Source organism: Streptomyces sp. NPDC058000, from assembly GCF_042886435.1.
In the GTDB taxonomy this organism is placed as follows: Bacteria; Actinomycetota; Actinomycetes; order Streptomycetales; family Streptomycetaceae; genus Streptomyces.
The window spans coordinates 91,075-110,286 of the sequence record NZ_JBHVQS010000028.1; the positions used below are offsets into that span (position 1 = coordinate 91,075).

Sequence of the window (19,212 nt, forward strand, 5' to 3'; positions counted from 1 at the left end):
CGTGCACCGATTTTCCGCGGGCGATGCGAGGTACCCATGATGCCTCACCCGCCCCGCCCCCGGATCCCCTTCGGCGATCTCAACTCCCCTTCGTCTCCGCGCTGTTACGGTGACCAGCGGGGAGAGGGGGTGTCGCGTTGGCCGCCAACCGCAACGAGGGCGCATCGTTCCTGGCCACGGCCGTCGAGGCGATCCACCGGCACTGGGCGGACCTGTCCGGGCGACTGGACCCGGCGGCGCGCGAGGAACTGTGGGAGATCCTGGCCGAGGCCGAGGACGACCCCGTGGCCGCCGCCCGCGACCTGCGCGAACTGATCAAGCCGTTCGCCCCGCCAAGTCACCCCGCCCGGGAGGCCCTGACCCCGCCCGGCGTGCGTTTCCGACCCGGGGCGGCGGCACCGCCGGATCCCCAGCTGCTGCCCTTGCTCCTGGCGCTGCGCACGGACGTGCTCGGCACCCCCGGCCACGGCCCGGCGGCCCTGGCCGGCACCGCGGTCCGCCCCGCGACCGACGGCCCGCACGGCACCGGGGACACCGCCCAACCGGCCCCCGGAGACACCGCTCCGTACCGCCCGGACGCCGACGATGCCTGGCTGCTCGCCGAACCCGCCGTACCCGCCGCGTCCGTGGACCTGGCCGCCGACCAGGCCCATGACCTCATCCTGCTGACCGACGAGAACGACGTGGAACTGATCCCCACCTTCCAGTTCGACCCGGGATCCGGTGCGCCGTACCCGGTGGTCATCGAGATCAACCGTCTGCTCTCCGCCGAGGTGGACCCCTGGGGCGCCGCCGACTGGTGGCTGGGCTCCAACGTCTGGCTCGACGCCCCGCCGGCGCGGCTGCTGGGCACCGGAGCGGACGACGCCCTGCGGTCCGCCGCCTGGGCCGAGACCCCGGAGTGGTGAGGCGTGCCCGACCAGATGATCCCCGCCCCGACCGTCCGGGCCCTGCCGCGCCGGCACGTCCTGCCGGCCGGTACCGAACTGTGGCGCGTGCACAGCGCACGCCGGGCCGCCACCGAGTTCAAGGAGCTGCCCGCCGATCTGCACTGGGGCGGTGGGCGGTTCTGCGACATCCGCGACGAACTGAGCGCCGGCCCGGCCCCCTACCTGTACGCGGCACTGTCGCCGCTCGCCGCGCTGTGCGAGACCCTCGCCCGTGACCTGTGCTTCCGGCCCGACGGCCGGCGCCGCATCACCCAGCGGCGGGTGCGCGACATGCTGCTGTCCAAGGTCGTCGCGGTGACCGACCTGCCGCTGGTCGACCTCACCGACCGGGCCGGTCTGACCGCGGTCCACCAGGACATCTGGCTGGTCCAGTCCTCGGCCCCGGACTACCCGCGCACCCGCCGCTGGGGCTCCTGGATACGCAACCAGGCCCCGTGGGCCGCGGGTTTCCGCTGGCCCTCCCGTCAGGACTTCGGCCCGGACTCCAGCGACGTCTGTGTCCTCTACGCGCCCGACGACGCCCCCGCCCGGCTCGCACCGTCCGGCCAGGACCCGCTGCCCCTGGACAGCACGGCCGGCCGCGACTACGTCAACGCGCTCCTGGACCCCTTGCGGATCCGGGTGGAAGCGCCCCGCACCCGCAAGTGACCACCCCGCACCCCGCCACGAACCGCTGCTTGCGGGCCTGGAAGGGAATCACGCATGCCTCGCGTGCCGTGAAATTTCCCCGGCTTTTCCGCCTTGGAAGAGCGATCACGGGCGGCGGTCAATTCCCAGAAAGAATCGGGCGTTCGGTGCGTTCGTCGGCGCAGGCAGTCGATGTGCCTGTGTCGTAGGCGCGGGCGACGGGGTGAAAAGCATTGCTGGGAGGGCGATTTGACCAATCGTCGGCCGGAATTGCACATGGTGGCACGCATGCGGTGATGCGTACGCGGTGGTGCGCAAGCGGTGCCCGACAGCCCGATTGTGCGGCGGCGAAAGCCGATGGGTCCGGCCGGGTGACCGGCCGGACCCATCGGCTCTCCTGGCTTTCAGGTCGAGGTGGGTGGTCAGTGACCGCCCTCGTCCACGACCGCGACCTCCTCGATGTTCTGCTCGATCGCCTCGGCCGGGACGGCGGTGGCAAGGGCCCAGTAGTAGATGCCCACCGAGAACACGGTGACGATCGCCATGTCCCACCACAGCGGGATGTGGCCCTGGCCGCCGAAGCCGCCCTGCCAGGAGATGACGCCCATGCCGATGAGGTAGACCGGAAGCCACTGAGCGGCCTTCCAGTCCAGTCGCGGAGCGTTCGGCAGCCGCTTCTTCGTGGCGTAGAAGGCGTAGCTGCCGAGCAGGACGTAGCCGATCACGATCGCCCAGCCGAGCCGCTCCAGGGTGCTCCATCCGGCCCAGTAGATGATCAGGCTCGCCACGGCGAAGGACAGCGGCGCGATCACGTGGCCGCCGGGCAGGCGGTACGGGCGCTCATGGCGCGGCAGGCGGCCGCGGAACACACCGAACGCCAGCGGCGCACCGGCGTACATCAGGACGCTCGCCGAGGTGATGAAGGAGACCAGCTCCTGCCAGCTCGGGAAGGGCAGGAAGCAGATCACGCCGGTCACGAACGAGATGATCAGTCCGAACCACGGCACGCCGCGGGCGTCGGTCTTCTCGAACAGCCGGGGGGCGTAGCCGTTCTTGCTCAGGCCGTAGGAGATCCGCGAGGTCGAGGTGGTGTAGATCAGGCCGGTGCCACCGGGTGAGATGATCGCGTCCGCGTACAGGACCCAGCCCAACCAGCCCAGTCCCACCACGGTGGCCAGGCCGGCCCACGGGCCGCTGATGCCGGCGTAGTCCAGCTTGGCCCACCCGTGTGCGAAGGACGCCAGCGGCAGTGCGCCGATGTAGACGACCTGGAGCAGGGTGTAGATGACGGCGCCGATCACGACCGACCCGATGGTGGCACGCGGCAGGTCACGCTTGGGGTTGCGGCTCTCGCCCGCGAGCTGGATGGCCTGCTCGAAGCCGAGCAGCGCGAAGATGATGCCGCTGGTGCTGATGGCGCTGAGCACGCCCTTGGCGCCGAACGGGGCGAAGCCGTGGGAGGTGAAGTTGTGCGGGTGGAAGTTGGTCGCCGCGATGACGAAGATCGCCCCGAGGGGTACGGCGATCTTCCACCAGGTGGCCGCACTGTTGGTGTGGGCCAACACCTTCACGCCCAGGAAGTTCACCGCGACGAAGATCGCCATGAGGGCGACCGCGACGATGAACCCGCTGGTCGTGAGGGTTCCGTTGGCATGCTGGAGGCTCTTGGCCCATGACCAGTGCCCGGCGTAGCCGATCATGGCCTCGACCTCGATGGGGGCCACCGTCGCCGCCTGGAGCCAGGAGAACCAGCCGAAGGACATGCCGGCCAGCCCGCCGAAGGCGTAGTGCGGGTAGCGCGCCGTACCGCCGGCCACCGGGAAGAGGCCACCGAGCTCGGCGTGCACCAGCGCCAGCAGCACGATCGCGACCGCGCCGATGCTCCAGGAGATGATCGCGGCCGGACCCGCCACCACGACGGCCTTTTGGGCGCCGTACAGCCATCCGGATCCGATGATGGAGCCGACCGAGGCCCACATCAGACCGATCAGTCCTACGTCCCTGCGCAGGGAGCCTGGTGGGCGTGCCTGCAGTGGCGTGATCTCGTCAACGCTTGCCATGAGGGGGGCCTTTCAAGACAGCTGGCCGAAAAGTTGCCTCAGAGTAGGGAGCTTTCAGGGCTCTGCAAATAGCCGGTGACTGAATAGTTATTTTCCGTGGAAAATTCATAGCGAACTCAGAGATTCGGCACTGCGCCAAAACAGCGCGAGGCAGGGCGACTTGAGGCCGGCAGGCCGATTCGGACGCCAAAAAAGAGACGGTCGATGACCCATTCATCCCACCAGTTCGGTGAATTCAATTTGACGAAACCTTTGAGATGGCGCGCCAATCGCATTACTTTCCAGCGCATAGGGTCGTGCGCTTTCCGTCCGCGAGCCCGCCGGCGCTCACATGCGGGGCACCGTACGGAGGGGACATGCTGGGGGAGGTGGACCGGCGAGGCCGGACAACGGCCCCTCCACCCTGGAGCGCTGAGCAGCAGATGACCGGCAACCCCAGCAATGCCCCGCCTCCCCCGCCGACCGGCGCCGACAACGGGCCCGCCGTCTCCCGCCGAGAGTTCGACGCGGTCTTCGCCACCCTCCGCACATGGGGCCGCTGGACACCCGCCGACCGCGGCGCCTGGAACCGGGTGACCCCGGACCACGTACGGCGGGCCACCGCCCTGGTCCGGGCCGGCGCGGCCATCCCGCTGGCGCGCCCGTGGGACACGACCGCCGGCCCGGACAACGGCAAGCCCGCGTTGCACTTCATGTCCGACCTCGGTGACGTCGAGGCCCCGGAACCCTCCACGCACAAGGACTTCCTCGCCGTCGACTACCACGGCAAGGCCGTCAGCCACCTGGACGCGCTCTCCCACATCGCCTACCGCGGGCACCTCTACGACGGCCGCCCCGCGCACGAGCTCATCGACTCCCGAGGCGCCCGGTTCGGCTCCGTATCAGCGCTCGGCTCCCTGGTGACCCGGGGCGTGCTGCTCGACCTGCCCGCCGTTGCGGGGAGCGCCTGGCTGGAGCCGGCGCGAGCGGTGCACGCCGCGGACATCGTGGCGACGGAGCGGGCACTCGGCGTGACGATCGGCGACGGCGACGCGGTGCTGCTGCGGTCCGGCAGCGTGCGCCGCCGCCGCGAACGGGGCGCCTGGAACCCCGACGCGGCGAGCGCCGGCTTCCACGTGGACGCCATGCCCCTGCTCTCCGAACGCGGGATCGCCCTGCTCGGCGGCGACGGCGACAGCGATGTACGGCCCTCGCCGGTCGAGGGTGTGCACTCCCCGATCCACGCGCTGGCGATCACCGCGATGGGAGTGCCGCTCCTGGACAACCTCGACCTCGAAGCGCTCTCCACCGCCTGCGCCGAGGCGGGCCGCTACGCCTTCCTGCTTCTGGTGGCGCCCCTGAACATCCCGGGGGGCACGGGTTCACCCGTCACCCCGATCGCGGTTCTGTGAGGCCCGTCCTCCCCCTTGTGACCAGCGCCGCCGCCCCCTCAAAGCCCTACAATCGGAACAAACGGTACGGCTGCTCCGGCGCACGAGCGACTGCTCCGCCGCACGAGCGGCCATCGCGGCACGTACCGCAAGGGAAGTGATTCGGATGGGGCTCGTGGGAGTTGACATCGGCCCCGCACGTGCCCGTGACCAGTTCCTTCGTGGCGAGTCGGTTGACGAGACCGTCAGAAGCCCGATCGTCAATTCCTGGCAGCGCTCCCTCTCCCTGGGCCTCTCCCCGGAAGGATGCGAACTCCCCTACCGCCCTGATCTCGATCTGGAGGGCCGGCTCGTCCGAGCAGCCGAGCCCGTACTGGACCGGCTCCAGGAAATGTTCGCGGACAGGAACATGAACGTGTCCCTCGCCGATGGCCGCGGGGCCGTACTGCAACGCCGTTTCGGCGAACCCTCCCAGGTCAGGCGGCTGGCAGCGATCCAGAGCGTCCCGGGCTACGTCTTCGCCGAGGAGTTCGGCGGGACCAACGGAATCGGTCTGGCGCTCGCCGAACGGCAGCTGATCAACGTCTACGGTGCCGAGCACTTCGCCGAACGCTCGCAGTCCAACGCCTGCTCGGCGATCCCCGTCCGGGACCTGCTCAGCGGACGCATCGAGGGCATCCTCTGCTTCGGCTATCCGCTCACCGACGTGGACGCGGCGCTGAACACCGTGATCCGCAGGGCAGCCGGCGCCATCGAACGACGGCTCCTGGAACAGAGCTCGACGCGCGAGCGCACCTTGCTACGGGCCTACCTCGACACCAGGCGCCGCACCCCGACCGGCAACGGTCAGCCGGGCGAACTCACCGAGAGCGGACTGGACTGGCGGGACCAGATGATCCTCAAGGAGAAGGCCACCGACCTGATCGCCTTGGCCCAGCGGGCGGCCGTAGAGGTCCCCCTCCCCAGCGGACGGCGGGTGACCTTGCTGAGCCGCCCGGTCACCAGCACTTCCGGGGTGACGGGCCTCGCCATCGAAGCCGTCCTCTCCCTGCGCCAGCAGCGCGTGGTTGTCCCCACCGCCCAGGACACCCCACCCGGCACCCCGGCGCAGCCTGACCCCGAAATCTCCGTCCGGCGGCTCCGGCGCGGTCCCGGCGCCGCACTTGGCCGAGCGGCGACGTCAGCCCGAACGCCCGGCACCGTCGAACCCACCACCGCTCAGACGACCAGCGGGTTGGTGCTGGTCGGCGAGCCCGGCGTGGGGAAGTACGCCGTGGCGGCCCGGCGCCGCCTGGAGTTGCTGTCCGAGGCCAGTACCCGCATCGGCACCACCCTGGACGTCAGCCGCACCGCCCAGGAGCTCGCCGAGATGGCCGTCCCCCGCCTGGCCGACTTCGTCACCATCGACCTTCCCGCAGCGGTACTGCGCGGCGAGGAGCCGACCGACCCGCGCACCGACCTCTACCGCACCGTGCTCCACGGCTACCGGGAGGACTGCCCCTTCTACCCTGCCGGTGAGCCGGTCGACCTCCGCCCCACGACTCCCCAACTCCGTTGCCTGGCCGGCGGGCGGCCGGTGCTCGAACCCGACCTGCGGACCGCCGCGGGCTGGATCGCCCAAGACCGCGAGCACGCCCAACACCTTCTCGACCACAACGTCCACTCCCTCATCGCCGTCCCCCTCATCGCCCGCGGCATCGCCCTGGGCGTGGCGAGCTTCTACCGGTCGCGGGACCCCGCCCCCTTCGGAGACGACGACCGTTCACTGGCCCAGGAACTCGCCACCCGCGCCGCCATCTGCATCGACAACGCCCGCCGCTACACCCGCGAACACAGCATGGTCCTCGCCCTCCAGCGCAGCCTGCTGCCGCAGAGCTTCCCCGAGCAGAACGCCATCGAGGTCGCCTACCGGTACCTGCCCGCCGAGTCCGGAGTCGGCGGGGACTGGTTCGACGTCATTCCACTGTCCAGCAGCCGCGTCGCCCTCGTCGTCGGCGACGTCGTCGGCCATGGGCTGCACGCCGCCGCCACCATGGGCCGACTGCGCACGGCGGCCCGCAACTTCGCCGAACTGGACCTGGCCCCGGACGAAGTCCTCACCTGCCTCGACAACCTCGTGGCGCGCCTCGACCGGGACGAGGACGGTGCCGGGCCCGCCGGAAACACCGGCATCATCGGTGCCACGTGCCTGTACGCCGTCTACGACCCCACGTCGCAGCAGTGCGTCATGGCCCGGGCCGGCCATCCCCCACCCGCACTGGTCCACCCCGACGGCACCGTCACCTTCCCCGACCTGCCGGCCGGACCGCCTCTGGGCCTGGGCGGCCTCCCCTTCGAAACCGCCGAACTCCACCTCCCCGAAGGCAGCCAGCTGATCCTCTACACCGATGGACTCGTCGATGACCGCCACCGCGACCTCGACACCGCTCTCGGCCAACTGCGCCGGGCCCTGGCACACCCGAACCGCCCACCCGAGGACACCTGCCAGGACATCCTCCGGACCGTGGCCCCCCAACACCCCACCGACGACATAGCCCTGCTCGTCGCCCGCACCCACGCGCTGGACGCACACCGGATCGCCACCTGGGAACTGACCGCGGACCCGGCCCTGGTCTCCCGCCTCCGCGCCGCCGTGACACACCAACTGGCCGCATGGGGACTGGAGGAGGTCTCCTTCGCCGCCGAACTGCTGCTCAGCGAACTGGTCACCAACGCCATCCGCTACGGCACCGCCCCCATCCAGGTACGCCTGCTCTACGACCGCACCCTGACCTGCGAGGTCTCCGACGCCAGCAGCACCGCCCCGCACCTGCGCCGCGCGGCCACCACCGACGAGGGCGGCCGCGGCCTGTTCCTCGTCGCCCAACTCGCCCAGGCATGGGGCACCCGCTACACCGCCAACGGCAAGGCCATCTGGGCCGAGTGCACCCTGGAAATGCCCGGCACCCACCCCGGCGCCACCGCCGCACTGTTCCTCGATGACATGTAATCCATGTCCTTGATTTTCTCAATTAAAGTTTAGGGAAATTTAGAGCATTTGCACACCTTCCGGTAACTCGATGCATGCCGGTTGAAATTGACAATCCAGCAACCTCGCTGCGATATCAAATACGGGTAAACAGGGAAATGCGCTGCCCCAAAGTCAGCAAACTGTCAGCATCAGTCCCACGGTGGCCCTGACGGTGCCGACAAGCAGATCCACGGCCGTGGTTCGCGGCCTCCACCAGCTCCCCACCACTGGAAGCCGCCCGCGCGGCACACTGCTCGCCGGTCCCGAGCACCTGCGGCAACACCGCCCCCGACGGCAGCACCATCCGCCTGTCGGTCACCGGCAGCCCGTACGCCACCGAGGAGACCCGCTTCCTCACCGTGCCGTGGAAGTGGAGAAGCCACCGCCACCGTCCGTTCGAACTGTCCGCCCTCGACGTCCTTCACCTCGAATCCGACGAGCCGTGCTCCTGCCCGACCACGCCGTCCCGCTCGTCGCCGCCCACCTCGCCTACCGCCGATTGCAGGGCGCAACCGACACCGACCCGCTGTTCGTTCACCCCGACAGCGCCGGCGACAAGAGCCCCGAGCCCGGCCTGCGCGAAGCGGTCGTCCGCACCTGCTACCGCATCCGCTTCAACCCGGCCTGGCTCCACCGCGCCCACTGCCGCCACCGCGATGAGGACCAGCGCGACGCCCAACAGGCCGGATGGATGCACCACCGCGGCCGCGACCTCTCCCCCCTCAGCGACGACATCCGCAGCCGCCTGTGACCAGCAGCGAACCCGCCTTCGGCCGCCGCGTCCCGCGACAGCAGGGCCCCAAACGGCACCGGTACGGAAGCGCCCAGCCCTCCCACGTCGTCAAACGGCGCCTGCTCGCCGCTGACATGACCGCCTGGCAGGTCGCCGACCTCCTCGGCGTCCACGAGCACCAGATCGACCTGGAGGAACTTCCCGAGCTGCCCCTCCGCGTCCTGCTCGAACTCGCCCGCCGCCTCGACCTCAACCCCGCCGACCTCATGACCGGCGCGGACGACCTCTTCGAGCGGCCCCGCCACCGCGAAGTCCTCGACCGGCGCCCGCCTGGCGCCGCGTGCGACGCCCTCACCCTGATCACCGCACTCGCCCACGCCGACGGCCCCCCTCACCGCCGACGGCATCGCCCTCGCGCTCACCTGGAACAGCTTCCGCCTCGGTGCCGCCCTCGGCTACGCCCGCACCAACCCGGACGCCGGCGGCGCGCTTGTCCTGCGCCACGTCCCGCCGGACGGGTACACCGCCGCCCCGCGCCTCGACATCCTCCGGCCCGACCAGGCCGACGCCGTCACCAGACGGAAGAACCCCAACCCCTCCGTACGCGGCCCGATCCAGCCCGTCGGAGCGGAGGTCCTGCTGCGTGTCTGGGTCGACGGCGGTATCGACACGCAAGACGCCGCCCAGCGCCAGGCCCGCGAAGGCCTGGCCGCCGCCGACATGGTCACCCGCGACGACATCGTCGACGTGCTCTCCGAGCCGACACCGCCTACTGACACACCTCATGTCGCCGACCACTGACATCTCGCGTCGCCACCCACTGACGTTCTGTTGTCGTCCGACACCTTCGCCACGGCCGGGCACCTGTTCATCTCATCCGCAGGCACACTGCGTGCAGCCCCGCCAAGTGAAAGTGCCATCTGGCGGGGCTGCAAATCCGTGACTGCAAGGGATGCACTGCCCGGAAAACAAGCAGTAGGCATCACCGACTAGAGATCAGGATCAGCGACCCACGAGATCCCTATCGATCGAATCTTACATAAAGATCGCGATCGCGCCACGAATCGGAGAAAGCGTCCAGCATTGCTTCATAGAGCCGCACGTAACTGACATCGACACCGGGCTCGGAAATCTTTTCCCCGATCGCGCTCTCGACCGCTGGCCATCGCAACTCGTGCATGGTGTACGACACGATTTCGATGGCCCCTTCCTCAATTGGATCGAGCAGGGACACAAGCTCAGACTCAAACTGCGGCCTCAGCTCGGGGTTCTGCTGCAGAACCAAAAGCGCGCGCTCCAGGAGCCATTCCAGATCCTCGACGCCGTAAGTTGCCTCGGCAGTATCCAAGATATCCCGGACTATGCCCCGAAACTCCTCTACGGGATCAGCAATCGGGCTTCCCCCACGGGGCTTGATATTTTCCATCAGCATTGAGTCCATTTCTATTGAACGCATCGATGGCCGACTGCCGCGCATTCTCTCCATAGGGCCTGTAGTGGCCAGATTTATTATCGAGGTAGACAACCTCGCCCCCCTTTGTTCTAAATTCCCCCGCAGCCAACACTGGACGACCTCGCGCTATATTTACATGCCCCGCCGTCCTTTTTCCGATGACGAGTTCACCACTTTCCAGTACCACGTACGCGTAGTTACCGGATCGCGATAACGTAGTCCCGGGGGCAAACGGTTTGAACCATTCTGGCTTATCTTCCGGGATACGGTTCGTGAATACCTTCGGGTCATCATCGACGTTGTGAACGAGGATCGAGGTCTTGCCTGCAAGTACATAATACGTATGGAGGTCGGCGACCGTCAGGTTATGGACACGCTGGCGGGGTGTGGCCCGTTCCTGGATTGCGGCGACCTGTACGTAGGCGCCCGCGGCGGTCCGCAGTCGCATGCCGGGCTTCAGTTTCGCGGCATCGAGCCACGCATTGATGCCGCCTGCCACCCAGAAGGGGTGGTGGTCTGTGGCGACCAGCGTGCCCTTGGATCTTTCATCGGAATCGACAACGGTGATGCTGACGAGATCCTTCTCCCCATTGCCGATTATGGTCGCCCGAACAGGCTCAGCCATAGTGCGGCCTGAATCCGGGTCGGTGGCAATTACCCTGTCGCCAACACGTATGGTTTCGATCGGCTTGGTTCGACGGTCAGCCATCAGAACCCTGGTTCCCGGTACGAAACTGTTCTTGCGGCAGGGCTTCGCGAGCTTGTTCAGCGCCTTCATCTTGAGGGCGCTCATAGCGAGATCAGGGAGACACGACATCGACGGGGTGCTCAGGCATTTTTCGATCTCGTCAGCACCTACCCACCATGCGATCAGTCGATCAAGGTAAGTGTGCTCAATGCATTCCATGCCCCCAGCGCCGTAAGTTCCACAGGCCAGGACCGTCTCGCCAGGTTTAAGCTCTCCCTTCGCCATAAGTTGGGAGCGCGTCTCCACCAACAACTTCTCCAGAGCCGCACGGCGTTCTTTCTCTGATACCTCTTTATTGCTTTCGCGAATCTCTTTGTCTACCTGAGCTTTTAGTTCCGCTGCCAGTTTTTCGGCGGCAATTTTCCGTGCCTCAGTAGTCACCTTCGCTGCCTGCGTGGCGTCCTTCCCCGCGGCCTCGGCAGAAAGTCCCGCCTGATACGCCGAGAAGCTCGCCTCTGACGAATAAACCAATGCGCGGGTCGCAGAATGCTCAGCCTGCTGCGCTGAAAGATCTGCCGCTCTGGCATCCTTCCGCGCAGCCGCGGCAGCGTTCTTGGCCTTCTTGGCGGATTCCGCTGCCTGGTTGGCGGATTCCGCCGCCTGGTTGGCTGAGTTGTTGGCGCGCTCAGCGGCCTTAGAGGCTTGGTCGGCAGACTCTTTTGCAGCATCTGCCCACTTGACAGCTTCTTCGGCCTTTTTGCGCGCATATGCAGCGACGCGCTGTGCCTCGGCTGCGTCTTTCTGCGCGATCGCTGCTGACTTGTCAGCAGCCGCCAGCAGGATGTCGATCTCAGCGGTGTGGGCAGCGGCGTTGGCATCGCGCTGCTGCGCCTTATACAAACCGCTCTGCAAGAATAATCGCAGTCCAGAGGCTGGCCCGGACAACGCCGCTTGTGCCGCGGCCTTGACCTCGGCGCCTCCCTTTGTCATGGCCTGGGTGACTGCGACGCGATCGTCATCCTCACGGGCCTTGAACTGGCCTACTTCCAGGAAGTTTTGCAGTTCGGCCGCGTTGCCGTCGAGGGCCTTGTTGGCCGCGGCTTTCACTCCCGGACCGCCGGCAGACATGATCTGGGCGACGGCGATGCGGTCGTCGTCCTCCTTGCCGGGGTAGGTGCGGGTGCGGAGGAAATCCCGGACCTGATCGATCGGCTTGTCGATGGCGGCAAGGGCGGCCTGCTGCTGCGCAGGTTTCTCGGTCGTGGTGGCGATGTGTGCCACGCTGGCACGGTCGTCCTGTTCCAGGGCCAAGGCCAACCCCGAGTGGACGAATTCGGACACGTCGGCGTCGACGCCCGTCAGAGCCGTCTTGGCCGCGGCACTCGCCCATGCTCCGCCGGAATTGAGCAGGTTGACTGCGACCTGCCTGCCCTTGGCGGTAGTGACCTTCGGGTCGGTCGCCTCGGTGGCTTCTTGCCACAGCTTCTTTGTGTCTGCGTTGAGCTGTTGGATCCTTCCCGCCTCCCACTGGGCAGCAGAGATGCGGGAGTCTTCGGCGTTCTTGGCCTCCTCGGCCGCCAGGATGTTCTCGTTCTCCTGCTCGGCCAGGCGCTCGGCATCGGTGTCGCGGGCCAGTTTGGCAACGTTCCTGGCTTGGGTGGCTGCCTTCTGGGCGTTGTCGGCGGCCGTGGTTGCCGCGTTCGCTGCTTCGGTGGATGCCTTGGCGGCGTCTACTGCCTTGCCCGCTTCGTCGGCGGCTTTGTCCGCGGCAGCGGCTGCGGCCTCGGCATGCTGTGCAGCGTCGTTGGCAGCGTCGCGCGACTGCCGGGCTGCTTCGGCGGCTCGATTGGCATTCGACTGCGCGGCGTTGGCCGCGCGCGTGGCCTGGTCTGCGAGTCGCTTGGCCCGGGCCGCCGCCGCTTGGGCTTCAGCCGCCTTGCCGCCCGCTCGGCCGGCCCATCGTCCGGCTTCGGCTGCCGATGCAGCTGCGGCAGCTGCGTTGGCGCCAGCCCTGGCTGCTGCTCCAGCCGCTTTGGCGGCGTTGTCGGAAGCGATTCCGGCCTGCTCGGCAGCCTCTGCCGCCTTCTTGGCGCCTGCTGCGGTGTCTCTCGCCTTCACCGCGGCTTCGCGTGCCTCCTTTGCTCGGGAGGCATCGCTGGCTGTGGCAGCGGCGGCCGACCTGGCCTTGGCCGCGGCGCTGCCTGCCCGGCTGGCGGCATACGCCGCCTGCGCTGCGGCGCTGGCGGCAACCCGCGCCGCCTTGTTGGCCCCTGCGGCCGCCGTGACCGCTGTGCGTGCTGACTCAGCGGCACGGTCGGCCGCGTCTGCTGCCTGACGAGCCGCTGCTGCTGCCTTGCCGGCCGAGGACTCGGCTTGCTTGGCCTCCTCGGCAGCCTCCGCCGCCGCCTGTTTGGCCCGGCCTGTTGCCTTCTCTGCCTTGGAAGCTTCTTCGTTGGCCTTCTCGGTCAGTTCCGTAGCCCGCTTCTGGGCCTTATCGGCGAGCTGGGCCAGCTGAGAGACGCTGAGCGTCTCCTGGTCCCGTGCAGCAGCCACCTGCCAGCCATCATCGAGGAACTCCTGAAGGTCCTCAGCGGAGCCGTCAAGAGCCTGCTGCGCGAGCTTCTTGACGTTGGGGCCGCCCGCCACCATCAGTTGTGAGACCTGGACCCGGTTGTCGTCCTCACGCGACTTGAACTGTCCCGTGGAGATGAACTTGTACCAGTCGTCGGCGGAGCCATCGAGGGCCTTGCCCGCCGCTTCCTTCACCCCGGGGCCACCTGCTGCCATGATCTGCGCGACTCGGACCTGCAGATCATCGTCATAGGCTTTGACGTAGGTCGTGTCAAGAAAGTCCTGTAGCTCTTTGACGCCCCCGTCGAGTGCGGTGTTAGCGGCTTCGCCCACCCCCGGACCGCCCATAGCCATGATCTGGGAGACCTGGACACGCAGGTCCTCCTCTTCAAGGGCCGGCAGCTCCTGGGACATGAACGTGCTCACGTCCTCGCCAGACCCGATCAGAACGGCCTCGGCTGCCCGGCGTACTCCCGGGCCGCCTGCTTTCCATGCCTCTAGGACGTCTGCCTTGTCGTAGACGGGTGTTTCCTCCGCTGCGACGGCGTGCACGTTCATGCCGGCGACGAGCCCCAGGGCTATCAACGATGCCATCACACCGCGCCAGCCAGGCACCCGTCTGTGTCTGGTTAACAATGCCTTTCTCCTTTACCGCTATGCGAGTCGAGGCTCGCTGGATTCCAGCCGCAGCGGCTGGAGGACCATGGTCGAAGTGGCAGCTATCGAGGCTTACTTAGTGGTGCACAGGGCGTTCCGCCATTGGATGAGTTCATCCGCGCGGTTGGTGATGATGCCGTCGACGCCCCACGTCGTGGCGGCTTGCCAATCGCTGTCGCGGTCGACCGTCCATACGAAGACCTCGACGCCGGCGGACTTGAGCTGATCGACTGCTGCAGGTGAGACGGAGAGCCCCTTGAAGTTGACGGCATACGCGCTGAGTGAGAACTTTCGGGCGGTTGCCACGGGGTCCGTATCGAGGTTGTCGCGCAGCAAGGCGATCTTGGTCTTGTATGGGGAGGCGGCGGCGTAGCGCACCACGTCTTCGTCGAATGATTGGGCCATCGTGCGCTGGGTCAGTCCGGCTTCGGAGACCAGTCTGAGTGCGTGGTCAACGGATGCTGGGGTCTGGGTTCCCTTGATTTCCAGCAGGAGACGGGTCGTCCTGCCCTTGAGCAGCGTCAGCACTTCTTCCAGGGTGGGCACGTGTCCCCCACCGATGACGGTGAGCTTGGAGATTTCTTCGGCGCTGAGTTGGTCGATTCGGCCCTTGCCATTGGTCATCCGGTCCACGGTCGCGTCGTGCATGATGACGGGCTGGCCGTCCTTGGTGAACTGGACATCGGTCTCGATCCAGTCCGCTCCGCGGTCGATCGCCGCCTGGAGTGAGGCAATCGTGTTTTCCGGGGCGAGCTTCGGTGCGCCACGGTGTCCGACGACGTCACTGCGGTGGCATTTGGCAGGTGAACTTCGGTCAGAAATGCGGATGTTGTCGATGGTTCCGACGAAGTGTTCCTGCCAGGCGCCTTTGTAGAGGAGACGGCCGATCTGGAGGGCGCTGCGGGCCTGCCACGGTGTGGTGAAGGCAGCCGCTGTTTGGGCCTTGCCGTTGACGAACAGCTGGATCGTCTTGGCGGTGTCGTCGTACACACCTGTCAGTTCGGTCCACACACCGGCCTGCGCGGCATCGACGCTGATGGAACGGATGATGGCGGTGTTGTCGGTGTCGCTGGCGTGGCGGTTGAAGACCCACTTGTCGAGGTCCTTGGAATAGTAGAGCTGGAATCCGCTGGCGCGGTCACCGGCCTGCGACAAGAAGGTGTGGTTGCGATCCCTGTTGTCGAGCATGACCCAAGCCGAGACCGAGAAGGATCTGGTGGTGTCCACCAGCGGCGTCGCCGTCGCCGCGTATCCGGAGGTGCCGTTGAGGTGCAGGGCAGTGCCGGACTTCCCCGGAACGCCTAATTGGACACCGTCTCCGGCCAACGTCGCGACCGAGCCTGCGCCCTTACCGCCGCTCACACGTGCACTCTCAGGCTTCTCGTCCAGGGTGAAGGTGGCGAGTTCCTGAAGATGCGTGGGGAGTTGGCCGTTGGCGAGGGCTTGGGCGTCGGCTGGGGTGACGGCCGATTGAACGAGGCGTAGGTCGTCGATGAGGCCGGCCATGTTCTCTTGCCAACCGCTGCGGTAGTGCACACGGCCGATCTGGAGGCCCCCATTGGACCGCCAGGGCGACGTGAACGCCGTCGTCTGTTGGAGTTGGCCGTTCACGAAGAGCGAGATGGTCTGCTTTTCGGCGTCGTAGGAACCGGTCAGGTGAGTCCACACACCCGCCTGCGCCACATCCCTGCTCAGCGCGCGAACGATGGCAGTGTTGTCGGTGTCAGCGGCGTGGCGGTTGAAGACCCACTTGTCGAGGCCCTTGGAATAGTAGAGCTGGAATCCGCTGGCGCGGTCACCGGCCTGGGAGAGGAAAGTGTGGTTGCGATCCCTGTTGTCGAGCTTGGCCCAGACGGATACGGAGAAGGATTTGGTGGTGTCCACCACGGGTCCTGCTGTAGCTGCGTAGGCAGAGGTACCGTTGAGTTTTAGAGCTGTAGCGGATTTGCCGGTAGCTCCCAGCTCGGCACCGCCGGCCAGCTCCGCGACAACCTCTGCTGGTACGCCACCCGACACACGTGCCGTTCCCGCAACCTCGTCCAGCGGGAAATTTGCCTTCTCAACCATCGGAGGGACATCGACACCCAGGGCTTGCGCATCAGTCGAAGGTCCGACTACGCCACAGGACGCGAGTGTCCAGAGGGCCACTGACAGCGCCGATATCGAAATCAACGGCAGCTTGACCCTGCCCGGCATTTTCATTTCAAATCCTCATTGAATGCACGTGAAAGCGCGCAGGAGAATGCTCTCGCGCTTGTGAGGATCGGGGTCTGCTCCGACAGAGCAGGCCGGAACAGACCCCGAAGAGGGATGCGGTGCGTTAGCCGCTACTTCTTGACGCGGATGCCTTCGTTGGCGATGTCCTCGGCCCCGACGGTCCGGTCCCAAAGGCGGATGTTGTCGATGGTTCCGGCGAAGTGTTCCTGCCAGGCGCCTTTGTAGAAGAGGCGGCCGATCTGGAGGGCGCTGCGGGCCTGCCACGGTGTGGTGAAGGCGGCTGCTGTTTGGGCTTTGCCGTTGACGAACAGCTGGATCGTCTTGGCGGTGTCGTCGTACACGCCGGTCAGCTCGGTCCACACACCGGCCTGCGCGGCATCGACGCTGATGGAGCGAACGATGGCGGTGGTATCGGTGTCACCGCCGTGGCGGTTGAAGACCCACTTGTCGAGGTCCTTGGAGTAGTAGAGCTGGAATCCGCTGGCGCGGTCACCGGCCTGCGACAGGAACGTGTGGTTGCGGTCCTTGTTGTCGAGCTTGACCCAGGCCGACACCGAGAACGACTTCGTGGTGTCCACCACCGGCCCCGCCGTCGCCGCGTATCCGGAAGTGCCGTTGAGGTGCAGGGCAGTGCCGAACTTCCCCTCGACACCAAGTTGGGCACCGTCTCCGGCCAACGTCGCGACAGAGCCTGCGCCCTTGCCACCGCTGACACGCGCGCTGCCGGACTTTTCATCCAGGGTGAAGGTGGCGAGTTCTTGAAGTTGCGCGGGGAGTTGGCCGTTAGCGAGGGCCTGGGCATCGGCCGAGGTGGCGGCGGACTGGACGAGGCGCACGTCATCGACGAGGCCAGCCATGTTCTCCTGCCAACCACCGCGGTAACGCACACGCCCAATCTGAAAGCCACCATTGGCCCGCCAGGGAGTGGTGAACGCCGTCGACTGCTGAAGTTGACCGTTCACGAACAGCGAGAGGCTCTGCTTCTCCGCATCGTAGGAACCGGTCAGATGCGTCCACACACCCGCCTGCGCGACATCCTTGCTCACCGCACGCACGATCGTGGTGCTGTCGGTGTCGCTGGCGTGGCGGTTGAAGACCCACTTGTCGAGGTCCTTGGAGTAATACAGCTGCAACCCACTGGCACGATCACCGGCCTGCGACAAGAAGGTGTGGTTGCGGTCCTTGCTGTCAAGCTTGACCCAAGCCGACACCGAGAACGACTTCGTAGTGTCCACCACCGGCCCCGCCGTCGCCGCATACGCCGACGTCCCATTCAGCTTCAGCGCCGAACCAACCTTGCCCACAGCACCCAACTCAGCACCACCGGCCAGCTCCGCAACAAACTCCTCCGGCACACCACCCGACACACGCCCCGAACCCCCACCCTCATCCAGCGTCATCCGTGACGTGCCGGTGAAGCTATTGTTCGCGAGCCAGTCCGTGATGTTGTCGATGCGGGCGGCGGTTGCTGTAGTGCCGTCTCCTGCCTGCCCCAGGCAGCCGGCGTGGCTGGCGCGGCTCTGTACCGCCGTGATGCGTCCGCTGCCGTCGACGATCGGGCCGCCGGCATCGCCCTTGCAGATGCGGCCACCTGCCAGCTCCAAGGTGGTGGCAGTGTTGCTGCTCTGGGTCACGTCGCTATTGTGCGGGCCGGAGGGCACCCATGTGGTGCCGGTGCGACCGTACCCGGCGGTGCTCAGAGCAGTTCCGTCCGGGAGTGCACTCCCGGCGAGCGTGGCCGGGGGGACGTTGGTGATCGGGGTGGCCAGCCTGGCCAGCACCATGTCCCTGTCTCTGCGGGGCACCAGGTACTTGATATTCACCGGAGCGTGTCCGGAGAGAAGCGCCACGGCCTTGGGCGTCGTCGTGCTCACCACTGGCACTGCGGTGCTGGGATCGTCGGCGAAGCAACTGGCCGCGGTGAGCACCCAGGAACTGTCGACCAGGGCTCCGCTGCAGCTCCGCCCGCCGTCGTGCCCCGGGTCGTTCACCGTCAGGCGCGCCAGCCACGGTCGGGCGGCGTCACCCGACAAGGCCGCTCCCGGTTTGCCCTGACCGACGCTCAGTTCCAGCAGCGTGGATGTGAGCTTCGGGTCGCCCCCTTCGCCCAGTGCCTTCCACTGGCCAGGTTCGAGGTCGACCTTCTGGACCTTCGTCTCCTTGGTTGCCGCGTCTTCGATGCTGACCGTGGCCGTCACGCCGGCACGGTCTTCGGACTTTGCCAGGTAGGTCTTCTCGATCTCCATGGACAGGTAGCCCACTGGGCCGGAGACCTGGAAGCACACCAATCCGGCGTCGCGGCTTCGTATTTGCACCAGGTCGTTGCCTGCGGTGCAGTCGGCCAGCGTGATGTTGCCGTCTCCAGAGAGTAGCTTCAGCCCCTTTTCGGCCAACAGCTTGTCTCGATCCGGGTACGCATAATCCTCTACGAGGGACCCCAGTCCCTCACCGGCGGCCTGTGCAATGCCGGCCAATGGCCCGCCGCACCAAACGGCTACCGCGACTGATGCCGCCAACGTCACGGTAACCGGCCGTCTTAACTTGACATGCGATCTCATAAGTAACCCCCAACCATTCAGACATGCCGCGCACCAAGAGGTTTCGGGCATGCTTCGGTTGGGCGCAGATCACGGTCAAACCGCCTATTCCCCCTACCGCGACCCGTAACGTTCCGGCGCGCACATTTCGTGCATGCTGGCCTACGACTCAACAATCTGTCAAGGGAAGTTAAAGAGGACGTCTGCAGAACTCATCGCCTCCCACGCCCCGCACAGCCTTGCCCCTAGGCCGTTTCTGATGGCTCTTGCTGGGGTTGGTGGATCAGTGCTTGGGCTGGGCAGGTGCGTCGTATGGTGCGGCGACATGAACTCACGGAC

11 protein-coding genes are annotated in these 19,212 nt (G+C 66.8%); 6 read left to right on the forward strand and 5 right to left on the reverse strand.

Features of this window, described 5'->3' with window-relative positions:
- Positions 1 to 137: 137 nt before the first annotated feature.
- Positions 138 to 908 (forward strand): hypothetical protein, encoded by a 771-nt coding sequence (locus tag ACFVT2_RS25245; protein ID WP_390021552.1) that lies wholly within the window; start codon positions 138 to 140, stop codon positions 906 to 908.
- 3 nt (positions 909 to 911) lie between these two features.
- Positions 912 to 1,598, forward strand: a complete 687-nt coding sequence (locus ACFVT2_RS25250) for an RES family NAD+ phosphorylase (protein ID WP_390021553.1) — start codon at positions 912 to 914, stop codon at positions 1,596 to 1,598.
- A 401-nt stretch (positions 1,599 to 1,999) separates the two neighbouring features.
- Here the strand turns inward: ACFVT2_RS25250 and ACFVT2_RS25255 are convergent, their stop codons facing one another.
- On the reverse strand, positions 2,000 to 3,637 hold the full coding sequence (locus ACFVT2_RS25255; RefSeq protein ID WP_390021555.1) for an APC family permease: 1,638 nt from the start codon (positions 3,635 to 3,637) through the stop codon (positions 2,000 to 2,002).
- 422 nt (positions 3,638 to 4,059) lie between these two features.
- Between ACFVT2_RS25255 and ACFVT2_RS25260 the strand changes: the two genes are divergently transcribed.
- The 3 genes from ACFVT2_RS25260 (at position 4,060) to ACFVT2_RS25270 (ending at position 8,768) form a co-directional block, all read left to right on the forward strand.
- Positions 4,060 to 5,028, forward strand: coding sequence for a cyclase family protein (locus ACFVT2_RS25260; protein ID WP_390021556.1), 969 nt, complete (start codon positions 4,060 to 4,062; stop codon positions 5,026 to 5,028).
- Positions 5,029 to 5,173: 145 nt separating this feature from the next.
- Positions 5,174 to 7,996 carry a SpoIIE family protein phosphatase gene (locus ACFVT2_RS25265; protein WP_390021558.1) on the forward strand — a complete coding sequence of 941 codons (2,823 nt, stop codon included), beginning with the start codon at positions 5,174 to 5,176 and terminating at the stop codon, positions 7,994 to 7,996.
- A gap of 463 nt (positions 7,997 to 8,459) precedes the next feature.
- The gene (locus tag ACFVT2_RS25270) at positions 8,460 to 8,768 is read left to right on the forward strand and encodes a hypothetical protein (protein ID WP_390021559.1); all 309 of its coding nucleotides are present in this window, start codon (positions 8,460 to 8,462) and stop codon (positions 8,766 to 8,768) included.
- 1,003 nt (positions 8,769 to 9,771) lie between these two features.
- Here ACFVT2_RS25270 and ACFVT2_RS25275 read toward each other — a convergent pair.
- From ACFVT2_RS25275 to ACFVT2_RS25290, 4 genes are all read right to left on the reverse strand, one after another.
- On the reverse strand, positions 9,772 to 10,098 hold the full coding sequence (locus tag ACFVT2_RS25275) for a hypothetical protein (protein ID WP_390021560.1): 327 nt from the start codon (positions 10,096 to 10,098) through the stop codon (positions 9,772 to 9,774).
- A 37-nt stretch (positions 10,099 to 10,135) separates the two neighbouring features.
- Positions 10,136 to 14,056 carry a polymorphic toxin-type HINT domain-containing protein gene (locus ACFVT2_RS25280; protein ID WP_390021562.1) on the reverse strand — a complete coding sequence of 1,307 codons (3,921 nt, stop codon included), beginning with the start codon at positions 14,054 to 14,056 and terminating at the stop codon, positions 10,136 to 10,138.
- A 135-nt stretch (positions 14,057 to 14,191) separates the two neighbouring features.
- A complete protein-coding gene (locus tag ACFVT2_RS25285) occupies positions 14,192 to 16,321 on the reverse strand; it encodes a glycerophosphodiester phosphodiesterase family protein (RefSeq protein ID WP_390021564.1) in 2,130 nt (709 codons plus the stop codon).
- A gap of 125 nt (positions 16,322 to 16,446) precedes the next feature.
- Positions 16,447 to 18,729 (reverse strand): LamG-like jellyroll fold domain-containing protein, encoded by a 2,283-nt coding sequence (locus tag ACFVT2_RS25290; protein ID WP_390021566.1) that lies wholly within the window; start codon positions 18,727 to 18,729, stop codon positions 16,447 to 16,449.
- Positions 18,730 to 19,027: 298 nt separating this feature from the next.
- On the opposite strand from ACFVT2_RS25290, the gene ACFVT2_RS25295 reads away from it, so the two are divergent.
- Positions 19,028 to 19,212: hypothetical protein (locus ACFVT2_RS25295; protein WP_390021568.1), on the forward strand; the 185-nt coding region annotated here is incomplete at its 3' end.